This window comes from Polyangium jinanense, assembly GCF_028435265.1.
Lineage (GTDB): Bacteria > Myxococcota_A > Polyangia > Polyangiales > Polyangiaceae > Polyangium > Polyangium jinanense.
Window position 1 is genome coordinate 145,900 of record NZ_JAGTJK010000003.1, and the last position, 12,815, is coordinate 158,714.

The following is a 12,815-nucleotide window of genomic DNA, read 5'->3' on the forward strand; positions in this document are numbered from 1 at the left end:
TGGCCCGGACGGGGCCATGAACGAATTCTTCCTGGGCTCTCGCGGAAAGGGCGCGCCGCGGCGCCACGGTCATGGGCGCATCGCCCGCATGCGCCGCGCGATGCAATACGAGAGCTCGAGTGCCTGCGATTGATTCAATCGGGGATCGCAGACCGTCTCGTATGCGTGGGAGAGGTCCTCCTCACGCACGCTCCCGCCGATGCATTCGGTGACGTGGTCGCCCGTGAGCTCGAAGTGGACGCCGCCGAGGTAGGTGCCGCAGGCGTCGTGCGCGTCGAACGTCCGATCGATCTCGCGCACGATCGCCGCGAATTCACGCGTCTTCACGCCCGAGCTCGTGGTGATCGTGTTGCCGTGCATGGGATCGCACACCCAGAGCACGCGCCGGCCCGCGCGTTTCACGACCTCGAGCAAGGGCGGGAGTGTGGCGTCGACGCGCTCGGCACCCATGCGCGTGATGAGCACGATGCGTCCGGGGATCTCGGTGGGGTTCAGCGTATCGAGCAAGCGCAGGACCTCGACCGGCGTGACCGACGGGCCGAGCTTGATGCCGATCGGATTGCTGATGCCCCGGAGAAACTCGACGTGCGCGCCGTCGAGCGACCGCGTCCGCTCGCCGAGCCACGGCATGTGCGCGGTGAGATCGTAATACTCGTCCCGGTGCGGCGCCGCGCGGGTCTGCGCGGACTCGTAATGCAGGTTGAGCGCCTCGTGGGACGTGAAGAACTCGACACGCGAGAGCTCGCTCCCCGCGCCGCCGAGCGCGTCCATGCATCGAAGCGCGTCTTCGAGCTGCCGCGTCGTCGCCTGGAAGCACTCGCGCACGGGGGCGGGCAGATCTGTGCGCTCGGAGAACGAGAGATCCCAGCGATCCGGGCGTTCGAGACCGGACAATCCGCCGGCCGAGAGGGACCGGACGAAATTGAGCGTCATCGCGGCGTGGTGATAACAGGCGAGCATCCGTTCGGGATCCGGGCGCCGCGCCTCGGGCGTGAACTCCGATCCATTCACGAGATCACCAAAATAACTCGGCAGCTCGATCCCGCCGCGCACCTCCGTGGGGCGCGAGCGCGGCTTCGCGTATTGCCCGGCGAAACGCCCCACGCGCACCACCGGCTTGCCGCCGCCGACGATGAGCACGAGCGACATCTTGAGCAAGATGTCGAGCTTGTTGACGATCGTCTCCGAGCGGCATTCGCGCATGGTTTCGGCACAGTCGCCGCCCTGGAGCAGGAAGCGCCGGCCGAGCTGCGCCTCCGCGACGAGGGAGCGGAATCGCTCCACCTCCCACGAGCTCACGAGCGGTGGCAGCTCTTCGATGCGCGAAGCGATGCGCTCGACCGCGGCGGGATCGTCGTATCGCACGGCCTGCGAATCGGGCCTCGATCTCCAGGACGTAGGGCTCCATTCGCTCGTGCGCGAACGCGAAGGCGCGCGCGGGCGCGAGGGCGGGATGTCTCCGGGCGGATGCTGCACGGCGGCCTCGTGGTTCGAGGAATTCCTCACCGGCGTGCCCATGGCGATTTCGTGAATCATCGAAAGTTGCTCACGGTTTTCAGGTCTGCGCTGCGCGCTGCGGGGCGGCGCTGCGCCCGAGCACCCACAGAATACAAAGTGCGAGGAGCGACACGCTCGACGCGAGGAATCCCATAGGGCCGAAGCCGACCAGCGCGCCCTCGGGGGTCGTCGTGATGAAGAGACCGCTCGTCCACGCGGCGAGGCCGGAGGCGCCGTCGCTCGCTGCCATGTTGACCGCGAGGTAACGCCCGCGCAGCGCAGGCGGCACCCGGGACGTGATCAATGCGATCGTGGGAATGGCGCGGCCGGAGGTCAGGGTCATGAAGAGGACGAAGAGCGCGGCCACGCCCGCCTTCGGAAGGATGGGCAGGTGCGTGAAAAGGAGAAACGGCGCCAGGGTGGCGACGAGCAGAATGCCGAGCACCCGGGGCGGACCGTGACGGTCCACGAGGGCGCCAATCCAGCGCGACGTGAAGAGCGTCGCCGCGCCGCCGCATAGATAGATCCAGGGCAGGTCCGAGAGGCGGAGCCCGAGATTGCCCACCATGAACGTGCTCAGGTAGGGAATCAGCAAGAAGCCCGCGAAAACCACGCTGAACGTGAGCGCCCAGCCGAGCGGAAGCCCTGGCATCGAGAGGAGCGGGGCGGGAGCGTTCGGGCCCTTTCCGCGCGCTCCCGTGAGGTGATGATCGACAGCGGGCAGGATGCGCCACGAAAGGAGCCACAGGATGCCGGCGAGCGCGCTGATGGCCCAGAAGGGGGTACGAAAGCCCCATTGATTGGCGAGCGCGAGGCTCAGCGGCACGCCGCCGACGGCCGAGATTCCGTAGGATGACATCACCGTGCCAATGGCGCGGCCGCGGCGCTCGGCCGGCACGCGATCGGCGAGAATGGCCATGACGACGGCGCTCATCAGGCCCGCGCAGGCGCCGGCCACGGTCCTCGAGAGGAGCAACCACGTCGGGCCGTTCGCGACGCCGCACGAAAACGTGGCCGCGATGAAACCCATATAAAGCAGCAATAGCGCGCGCTTGCGGTCCCATCGATCCAGCCAGAGCACGCCGAGCAGGCCCATGGCGGCCGAGGCGAGCGTGTAGGCCGACACCATGGCCCCGAACTCCGCCGCCGAAATATTGAACTTGCCGATGAGCTCCGGCCCGAGCGGCATTAAGATCATGAAATCGAGCGTATGCGTGAGTTGAACGGCACCGAGAAGCCAAACGAGGTGGCGCTCTTGCCGTGTCATGGGGGAATCGGCCACGAAAAGACTCCAGGGACGCCCGGGGGTGTGCGAACTGTTGCGTTGCCTACCCTCACCTACAGAGAACCGCGATCTTGATGAAAGTGATAATGAAACCCATTATCAACTGTCAAGGTGATCGTGTGGAGGCGTGCCAGAATTTCGTCCGAAGGGGTGTAATTTTACGTCTTTGTTGGAAGTTTTTCGTACAAAATGAGTGTTGGGACACGTTTTCGGGGGACGAGCACGCGTCGAACGACGCTGTCGCGTCTTCCCCGATCGCCTTCGAGGGATGCCCGTCGAGGTGGTCCAGGGCGAGCCGGCGCTTCACGTCGGCTTCGGTCGTTGCTTCACTCGTGTGGGCGAATCGTGGTATCTGCACTGCCCATGCGTCCGGACCTCCCGACGAATGATTTCGGCTCCGAGGGTTGGTACCGCACCGGTGGCCACACGTATCGGTGCGAGGACGCGGGCATCTTGTTCATCCGCACCGGGGGGGATCTCGCCGAGGACCACGTGGCCGCCCTTTTCGACGCATTCGCGTGGCTCTGCGACGAGCGCGGGCATTCGCACGTGTTCTGGCTCATCGACATCGGGCGGCTCGGCGCCGTCTTACCCGGAGCGCGCACGCGCGCCGCGACCACGCCGGTGCGACCTGAAAACAAGGGCATGGTGCTCTTCAATGGGAGCTTCCGGCAACGGGTGGTCGTGAAGCTCGTCGACAAGGCCACGTCGCTGCTTCAACCGAATACCCCGCCGCTCGTCTTTTCCAGCACCGAGGCGGAGGCGCGCGCCTGGATCGACGAGCGCCGGCGCGTGCTCACGATGCGCGAGAGCCAGTGACGCCGCTTCAGGCGACCCGCTTCATCTTCGCCGCCACCCCGTCCACGATCCGCTGCACCTCCTGGAGGTCCACCGGCTTCGTCAGGTGGTAATCGAATCCCGCCTCGCGTGCTTGCCGCCGGTCTTCCTCCGTCCCCCAGCCCGTCAGCGCCACCAGCACCACCCGACCGAGCCCTTCCTCGGCCCGCAGCCGCTGCGCCACCTCGTAGCCCGTCATTCCCGGCAAACCGATATCCAGGAAGACCACGTCCGGCTCGAACGCGCGCGCCGCGACCAGCGCCGAGGGGCCCGTGTGCGCCACTTCGGTCGTGTGTCCCGTCAATTGGAGCAGCTCTGCCAGGCTCTCCGCGCCGTCGACATTGTCGTCGACCACCAGCACCTTCAGACCGCCAGTCGCTCCTTTGGCCGGCGCATCCCCGCTCGGACCCACCGCTTTGGCTTCCTCGGCAGCTCCGAGGGGTAGGCGCACCGTGAAAATCGAACCTCGGGACGGACCATCACTTGCGGCTTCCACGGTGCCCCCATGGAGCTCCACGAGTCGCCGCACCAGGGTCAAACCGATGCCCAGGCCCCCCTGCGCTCGCTCGATCGAGCGGCCGACCTGCGTGAACATGTCGAACACTTTGGGCAGCATTTCCGGCGGAATGCCTACGCCGGTGTCCTCCACGCGCACGACCACGTGCGCGCCTTCCCGCTCCGCCGCGACGCGGATCCGGCCCCCTGCCGGCGTGTATTTCGCCGCGTTGTTGAGCAGGTTCGCCAGGATCTGCGAAAGCCGCGTCGGGTCGGCCATGAGCCACAGCGGCTCGGTCGGCAGCGACACCGATAACACGTGCCCGGCCGCCTCGATCAGCGGGCGGCTCGTCTCGAGCGCGCTCTCCAGCACCGTCCCGAGCTCCACCCGCGCCTTGCGCAGCTCCACCTTCCCCCGCGTGATGCGCGAGACGTCGAGCAGATCGTCCACCATCCGCACCATGTGCCCGACCTGCCGCTCCATCATCTCGCGAATGCGCCGCGCCTGCGCCTCGTCGCGGGCCATTTGCAGGAGCGTCAGGCCCGTCCGGATCGGGGCAAGCGGGTTTCGGAGCTCGTGGGCGAGCGTCGCCAGAAACTCATCTTTGCGCCGGTCCTGATCGCGCAATTCATCGTAGAGCCGCGCGTTCTCGATCGCCACGGACGCGATGTGCGCGAGCTGGATCAAAATGGCCTCGTCCTGCTCCGTGAACTCGCCTTCGTACTTGTCGGAGAGCTGGATGAGGCCGAGGTTTTTCCCGCTCCGCCCGATGAACGGCGCCGCCAGCCAGCCTCGCATCGGCGGGTGCCGGTCCGCTTCGCCGCTGAAGTTTCGCCACGCCGGATGGGACACGAGCTCGGCCTGCGTGAGCCGCATCGGGCGGTTCGTCTGGCAGACGAGCGCGTAGATGCCCTTGCCCGTGGGCGCCCCCTGGTAATTGCGAAATGCCTCGTACTTCGGCGACAGGGACGGGGCGCTGACCGCCTGGGACCAGTCGTTGCCGAGCGTCAGGCTCGTGACCGACTGGTGCGCGCCGATGATGCGCCGCGCCTCCTCCGTGATCACCCGGAGCACGCTGTCCAGCGACGCGGTCGCGTGAATCGTGAGCGCCGCGTCGGCCACCTGCTCGAGCAGCCGGGCCTGCTCGCGCTCTCGTTCGAGCAACCGCGCGAGCCGCTCCTCGTGGAGCTTGCGGACCGTGGCGTCGACCGTCACCCCGTCGAAGCGCCTGGCCAGCCCGTCCGGCCCGTACGCCGTCCCGCCGAGCGCGCGGATCCATTTGATGGCCCCGGTCTCCGGATCGACCGTCCGGTAATCGATGTCGTACGGCGTTGCATTGTGGATCGAGGTCTCGATGGCCTGCCGCGTCCGCGCCCGGTCGTCCGGGTGAATGCGCTCGTAGAACGTGTCGATCGTCACGCGGGCGTCGGGCGGGAGCCAGAAATGCTCTTTGACGCGTTCGTCCCAGTTGAGCTCGTCGAACGGCAGATCACAATGCCAGAAGCCGATCCCGGCGAGCTCGACCGCGAAATCGAGCCGCTCGTCTCGCTCGCGCAGGCTACGCGCCGTCCGGGCTCGCTCGAGGGCCTCCCAGCAGCGGCCCACGACGGTCCGGACGAGCTCGACCTCCTCGGACGTCCAGCGCCGCGGCCTCGCTTGATCGACGGCCATCAATGCGATGAGCTTGCCGGCCTTGTGTAGCGGGACGCAGATGCCGGCCTGGATCCTTGCCGCCCGATAGGCCGAGAGGTCGTTCGCGGCCCGCGGATCCTGGTCCACGTCGTCCATCACGTACGGCTGGTTCGCCTGCATGGCCTGCTCGAACGCGGGCCCGAAGCCGTCCAACGGCCACCGCCCGGCTATGCTCGGGACGCCCTGCGTGTAGTCACCTGTGACGATGAAGACACGCTCGTCCTCGATTTCGGCATAAACGCAGCGGTCGACGCCGAGGTGCTGGGCGAGCAGGCGTGCCGTCGTGGCCATGATCTCGTCGGGATCGGTGAGCGGCTGCGTGGCGGCGGCGAGCTCCGCGAGGAACCGAAGGCGGCCTTCGCTCGCGCGGAGCGCCTCGTTCGCCTGCTTTCGCTCCTCGGCCAGGGTGAGGACCTTCGTGGCGCTCCCGGCGAACCGCGACAGGCTCGTGAGGATCCGGGCGTCTTCCCGGTCGAACTTCCGCGTCTCGTTGCGTGTGAAGACCCAGACCGTGCCGACGGGTTTGTCGCCGTCGTGAAAGGGGACGGTGAGCGCTTCGACGATGCCCATGTCGGGCACCCCTTCGCGCGGGAACATCTGCGCGGGGTCGCGGAAGAGCAGGGGGGCATTGCGGGCGACGACGACGCCGCAGGGGCTGTTCCACCGATGCATCACCGCGCCGAGGCTGCCCGCGTCCGCTCCTGCGAGGGCGCGCCACCGGAACACCTCCTCGTTGCCGTCGCGCTCGATGACGCTGACGCCGGCCGTGTCTGCCTGGCAGAGGGAAAGGGCGAGCTCGACGAGCTTCGGGAGAATGGCCTCCGGGGCCCCGGTCAGCGTCTCGGCGAGCGCGACGAGGGCGCGGTTTTCGGCTGCATGATCAGGCTGCCTGGACGTGCGACGTGCGAGCTCCACCTCGCAATCTTGCAGAGAGTCCCCTGCGCTCGGGGGGCCCGGCTGTACACGCATGACCCTGGTCCGTGGAAACCTGAATAGGAAGCCAGAGTAACTGACCTAATGGTTCGGGGCAATGAGTAGGGGGGAAAGGATGAGGTAGGGATTTCTCTGAGGGGACCGCTCGCGCGTCTGCCGGCAACCAGCCGGGGCCGGTTCCCACCGGCGCTGGGAACCGGTTCCCACCTGCCGGCGCGTGATGGCCCGAAAACCCGAGGATTTCCGGATGGCACGTGCCCTGCTCGGGTGGGGCGCGGAGGCTTACCATGACCCTTCGTTCCTTCGGTTCCCGTCTCGCCCTGCTCCCCCTCGTTCTCGCGCTCGTACCGGCCTGCGCTGTCGAAATCGTCTCCGGCGGAGGCGCAGAACCCGGCGAGGGAAACCCGCCCAGCGTGCCCGAACCCTCGAACGAGCCCGCGGCCTATGCGGGCAAGGGGTTCGTCGTGCACGAATGGGGCACCGATACCGTGGTCGTCGGCTCGGACGGCTCGCTGCAACGCGGATTGCACCACGAGGAGGAAGATCTCCCGGGCTTCGTCTACGACCGCGTCCGCGCCGGCACGTTGCCGGGCTCGACCTCGGTGCATCTGAAAATGGAGACGCCCGTCACGTACTTTTACGCGGACAAACCGATGAAGGCGCGCGTGCAGGTGGCGTTCCCGAGCGGCGTGCTCACGCAATGGTACCCCGCGGTGGCGAGTTTTTACCCGTGGGTGGCCGAGGCGTACGCGGTGCCGGGCCTCGTCGCCGCCGGTGATCCGGTGCTCGATCCGGCGTTTCCCTGGAATGGGCCGACCTGCCAGGAGAAATACGGCGCCGTCGGGCAGGGGCTGCTCGACTGGGGCGAGGTGGAGATCCTGCCGCGTGGCGAGGACGTTCCGCTGCCCGAGGCCTCGCTCGACGCATTCACGTGGAGCCACGCGCGCGCCGTCGACGCGAATGCGGTGCGCGTGACGGCCGCGCCGACGGCGAGCGGCTCGCCCGAGGCCGAGCGTTTCCTTTTTTATCGAGGCCTCGGCAACCTCACGCCGCCCGCGCGCGTGACCGCGGCCGCGGGCGCGGTCCGCGTCGAGAACACCCTACCCGATGCGCTCGGGGCGCTCTTCGTGGTGAACGTCGGCCCCGCGGGCGGCGCGTTTTCCGTGGTCCCCGCGGGCGTTTCGCCCGGCCAAACCGTGGACCTCGACGCCCCGACGCTCGCCTCCGCCGCGCCGCTCGATGCGTTCGCCGAGGCGCTCGGCGAGGCCGTGACGAGCGCGCTCGACGGCGCGGGGCTCTACCACGACGAATCCCTCGCCATGGTGGCGACCTGGAAGCGGCAATGGTTCCGCACCCCGGGCCTGCGCGTGTTTTACCTCGCGCCCCAAACGTGGACCGACGCGACCTTGCCGCTCTCCGTCGACCCCGCGCCGGACAGCGTGACCCGCGTCATGATGATTCGCGTCGAGGTGATCACGCCCGACCTCGAGGAGGGCGACGTCGCCGCAGCGAAGGGCCTCGCGGATCCGGCGACCGAGGTCGCGTCGAAGGCTCATTTCCAGGGCCTCGGCCGGTTCGCCGAGCCACGCCTGCGCCGCGCCCTCGGTCTGCTCGGCCAGCCTTCCTGGGGCGAGCCGTTCCTCGCGGCGGTGACCTCCGCCGAGACGCGCGCCACGGTGGGCGAATGAGCGGATAGACTCGGACGCCATGGGACGCCGCGACCGAGATGCGCTTCTCGTGCATGCCCGATATGCGGCCGGCGAGCCGCTCGGGCGCGGCGCGCAAGGGATCGTACTGCGCGTGGTGGATCGGGAGGATCCGGGCCGCTCGCTCACGGCGAAGGTGTTCCGGCCGGGCGCGTTCGAGCCTTCGGCCTTGCTGGGCGAGTTCGCGTTGCTCTCGCGGCTGCGACTGCCCGGCGTGGTGCGGGCGCACGACCTCGGCCACGACGAGCGGACGGGAGCGCCCTTTCTGGTGGAGGATTTCGTGCCGGGGCTCGATGCGGCGACATGGGTGCGAGGCGCGACGGGCGACGCGGATCGCAATCGGCGGCTCGCGGACCTCTGCGCGGGTGTCGCGGCCTCGCTCGCGGCGCTGCACGACGCGGGCTTTTTGCACGGGGATCTCAAGCCGGCGCACGTGCGGATGCGGCCCGACACGGACCGCGAGCGGCCCGTCCTGCTCGACCTTGGCGCGGCGGTGTTTTTCCGGGCGCGTGCGCTGGGACAATCGATCGCGGCCTCGCCCGGGTATGCGGCGCCGGAGGTGCTGGCGGGCGCGGCGCCGACGATTCGTTCGGACCTGTATGGCCTCGGTGCGCTCGCCTGGGCCGCGGCGACGGGCGCGCCTCCGCCGCTGGGAAATACGAAAAAGAGGTTGTCTGCGTCGTGCCCGTGGCTCCGGCCCACGCTCGCCGAGATCGTCGAGGCGCTCGTCGAGGTGCACCCGCTCGATCGGCCCGAGGATACGCGTCGGGTTCTGTCGTTCCTCGGGGCCTCGGCGACAAGGGCGGGCGAGCGGCTCGGGGCGCCGCCAACGCCTGTCGGACGGGAGGCGGAGATCGCCGCGCTCTCCGCGCCGTCCGTATCGCCCGTTCGTTATGTCGTGGGGCCGAGCGGCGCGGGAAAAAGCCACCTCGCGCGGGAGCTCTTGACGCGTACGTTATGCGCGGGCCGGGCCGCGCGGCTTGTCTCGTTGCCCGCGGAGGCGGGCTCGATCGTGCCGCGTCTGATCGGGTTTTTCCGCGGAATGGAGCCGGCGCCGCCGCTCGCGCCCGCGGCGGAGGGCGGGACGGCGCTGCTCTTGATCGACGGGCTCGAAGCGGGTCCGCCGGAGCTCGCGGCGGCCCTCGATGCGTATCGTTGCCGCAACGCACGGGCGCCGGGGCTCGACGTGGTGGTGACGGCGCGCGCCGCGCCTGCGGGCGCGGATGTGCTCGGGATCGAGCCGCTCGCGGGGGAGGCGTTTGTCGCGCTTTGCCATTCGCTCGGTTTGTCCGACGCGGCGGCGATCGAACGCGCGCGGGCGGCCTCGGAGGGTTTGCCCGGGTGGCTCCTCGCGTCGCTCGGGCGGGTGCCGCTCGAACGGGATACGGCGCTTGGGCGGGCCTCTGGTTTGCCTCTGGGGGCGCGGGGCGTGCTCGCGGCGATCGCGCTGTCGGGCGGGGCCATGCCCGAGGGGGTTTGTCATGTGATCACGCGGCGTCTCGGGGGCGAGGGGGCGTCGCTGCTCGCGGAGCTTCTGTCGGCGTCCTTGATCGGACGTCGGGTATCCGGGGACGTGCGGTACGTGCTTTCCTCGCCCGAGCTCGGGCCCGATCTCGCGGCGGCGCTCGCTACACCGGAGCTCGTGGACCTCGTGGCCGAGGTTTGGCTGAGCGAGCCAAATGCCGATGCCGCGGCGCTGCTCTCCGTGGCGAAGGCGGCGGCGCTGTCCACGCGGCGGGACGAACTCCTCGCGCGGGCGGCGCGGGCGGCGCGAGAGAGCGGGCTTCTTTCGCTCGAAATCGAGGCGCTTTTGTTGCTTTTGCAAAACCCGGCGCAGCGCACACGGGACTTGCTTTGCCGCCTCGAGCGGCTGGTCCGCGACGCGGGTTTGCCCGGGGCGCATCCCGAGGTGCTCCGCTGGCTCGACGAGGCGGCCTCGCAGGACGCGAGCTTGCGCCCGCTCTCGTTGCGACGGCGCGCCGAGCAAAAGGCCCGCGCCGGCGCGACGCCGGAGGCGCGCGCGCTCGCCGAGGAGGCGCTCGCGGCGGCGCGGCGCACGCACGATCGGCAGGCCGAGGCGTTTGCCCACGGCACGCTCGGCCTCGTGGCATTGTTCTCCGCCGATTACACCGACGCGGCCGAGCATCTCGCCCGCGTGCAGGCGATCCTCGGCGAGCGGGGCTCGGACGATCCCGAGGAGCTCGCGCGGATCCACCACAATGCGGGCGTCGTGGCCCTGTATCGGAATCGCGCGGAGCAGGCAATCGAAACGTTCTCGCGGGCGCTCGGGGAGAAGCGGGGCCTCGGGGATCGCGCGGGGATGCGCTCGTGTTTGATGAACCTCGGCATGGCGCTCGGGCGCGCGGGACGGCATGCCGAGGCGGAGGCGGCGCTCGCCGAGGCGACGTTGCTCTCGCGATCCCTCGGGCAAGAGGCGGGGCTCGGCTGGTGCCTTTTTACGCGCGCGGAGCTCGAGGTTCGTCGCGGCCATTTCGCGGCGGCGGCGCCGTTCGTCGTGGAGGCGTGGGCGCTCGGGGAATCGCTGCCCGCGGTGGTGCGGGCCGACCTTTTGATCCTGCGCGCGCGGATCCGGGCGCGCGCGGGCGACGGCGCGGGCGCGCTCGCGGCGCTCGGTGAGCTCTCGGCCGAGGCGCGGGCGCGGGATGCGCTCGTCGATGTGCGGGCGCGACTCGCGGAGGTGGAGGCGAGGCTCGCGACGTTGCCGACAGAGCCACGGCGCGCGGGGCGGATCGCGATCGGGGCGCTCCGGCGCGCGCGGGAGGCGCGGCTCGTGGAGGGCGAGGCCGAAGCGCGGGAAGCCCTTTCGCGTGCGCTCGCGGCGCGGCGACCGGTTCGATATGCTCCGCGCATGGCGGCGGAGGACGCGGGGGAGGAAGCGCTCTGGGAATTTCTCGCCGGCGCGGCGCGCGCGTCTCCCGAGGAGCTTGGCCTCGACCTCGCGCGGCGCATCGCTTCGCGCGCGGGCGCGGAGCGGGCGTTCGTGGTGCTCGCCTGCGGGGCGGTGCGGATCGGCTCGGTGTACGGCGCGGATCTGGACGGGCTCGCCCTCACGGAGGCCGGGAAGCGGCTCGACGCGGGCCTCCTGCGAGAGGCGCTCGGCAGCGCGGAGCCATTGTATCAGCGGGACATACCCACCGCGGGCGGTCGAGGCGCGCGGCTCGTCGTCGCGGGACCCGAGGGGCCGCAGGGCAGCGCGATCGTCGTGGTCGAACATCGATTCCGGCCCGGCGCATTCGATCGCGTGACGGCCGCGGAGGCGCGTCGATGGGGCATTCTCGCGGCGCTTGTCTTTCGACTCTCGGCCGCTGCCGAGCCGGAGGAGGAGACGCTCGCCCCGCGCCCGGTGACCCGGAAGGATCCGGGTTTGGCAGGGAAACCTGCGCCGGATCCGCCGGGCGCGACGACGTTGATTCCGGTCTCCGGGCCGCGCCGCAGTTTTCCCGGGATCGTGGGCGATTCCCCGGCGCTCACGCGCGCGCTCGGGCGGCTCGAAGCGGCGCTCCCGAGTGATCTGCCGGTCCTCGTCGTCGGCGAGACCGGCGTGGGGAAGGAGATTTTCGCGCGGGCGCTGCATGACCTTGGTCCGCGGGCGCGGGGTCCGTTCGTCGCGATGAACTGCGGCGGGATCCCGGACACGCTTTTCGAGGCGGAGCTCTTCGGGCACGCGCGTGGCGCCTTCACGGGCGCGGAGCGCGCGCGGACGGGGCTCCTCGTGCAGGCGAACGGCGGGACGCTTTTGCTCGACGAGATCGGCGAGCTCTCGCTCCTCCGTCAGGCCTCGCTCTTGCGGGCGCTCGAAGCGCGGCGATTCCGGCCGATCGGCAGCGACGAGGAGCGCGCCTTCGACGTACGGATCGTGGCCGCGACGAACCGCGACCTCGAAAAGGCGGTGGCCGACGGAACGTTCCGGCAGGACCTCTTTTATCGATTGAATGCGATCACGATCCGCGTCCCGCCCTTGCGCGAGCGGGCCGAGGACGTGCCGCTCCTCTGCCGCGCCTTCCTTCCGGGCGCGACGTTCGCCGAGGACGCGCTCGCCGCGCTCTCGGCGCATCCCTGGCCCGGCAACGTGCGCGAGCTACGCAACGTGATGGAGCGGCTCGGCGTGCTCGGCGCGTCGCGGATCGAACGGGCGCACCTGCCGCGGGCGATCCGGGGGCGGGGCGCGGCGATCCCCGAAGCGGACGAGCGTGCGCCGATCCGGCGGGCCCTCGCGGAGACGGGAGGGAACATCAGCCAGGCGGCTTCGCTCTTGGGTTTGTCGAGGCAGGGGCTGAAGAAACGAATGGTGCGGCTCGGGATGCGCGAGCCGACCACTTCGCGGAAAAAGCTCGGGTAGGTGGTGGAC

Annotated in this window: 6 protein-coding genes; 3 read left to right on the forward strand and 3 right to left on the reverse strand. The window is 69.8% G+C overall.

Features of this window, described 5'->3' with window-relative positions:
- Positions 1–69: 69 nt before the first annotated feature.
- Both KEG38_RS09165 and mxcK read right to left on the reverse strand, forming a co-directional pair.
- Positions 70–1,536, reverse strand: coding sequence for a 3-deoxy-7-phosphoheptulonate synthase class II (locus tag KEG38_RS09165; RefSeq protein WP_272418738.1), 1,467 nt, complete (start codon positions 1,534–1,536; stop codon positions 70–72).
- Positions 1,537–1,555: 19 nt separating this feature from the next.
- Positions 1,556–2,764, reverse strand: a complete 1,209-nt coding sequence (mxcK, locus tag KEG38_RS09170) for a myxochelin export MFS transporter MxcK (RefSeq protein ID WP_272418739.1) — start codon at positions 2,762–2,764, stop codon at positions 1,556–1,558.
- Between the two features lie 381 nt (positions 2,765–3,145).
- On the opposite strand from mxcK, the gene KEG38_RS09175 reads away from it, so the two are divergent.
- Positions 3,146–3,601: an STAS/SEC14 domain-containing protein gene (locus KEG38_RS09175; protein ID WP_272418740.1), complete on the forward strand. Its 456-nt coding sequence runs from the start codon at positions 3,146–3,148 to the stop codon at positions 3,599–3,601.
- A 7-nt stretch (positions 3,602–3,608) separates the two neighbouring features.
- On the opposite strand, the gene KEG38_RS09180 is transcribed toward KEG38_RS09175, so the two are convergent.
- Positions 3,609–6,722: a GAF domain-containing protein gene (locus KEG38_RS09180; protein ID WP_272418741.1), complete on the reverse strand. Its 3,114-nt coding sequence runs from the start codon at positions 6,720–6,722 to the stop codon at positions 3,609–3,611.
- A gap of 305 nt (positions 6,723–7,027) precedes the next feature.
- Here KEG38_RS09180 and KEG38_RS09185 point away from each other — a divergent pair, with 305 nt between their 5' ends.
- Both KEG38_RS09185 and KEG38_RS09190 read left to right on the forward strand, forming a co-directional pair.
- Positions 7,028–8,428 (forward strand): hypothetical protein, encoded by a 1,401-nt coding sequence (locus KEG38_RS09185; protein WP_272418743.1) that lies wholly within the window; start codon positions 7,028–7,030, stop codon positions 8,426–8,428.
- 19 nt (positions 8,429–8,447) lie between these two features.
- On the forward strand, positions 8,448–12,806 hold the full coding sequence (locus KEG38_RS09190) for a sigma 54-interacting transcriptional regulator (protein WP_272418744.1): 4,359 nt from the start codon (positions 8,448–8,450) through the stop codon (positions 12,804–12,806).
- Positions 12,807–12,815: the final 9 nt, after the last annotated feature.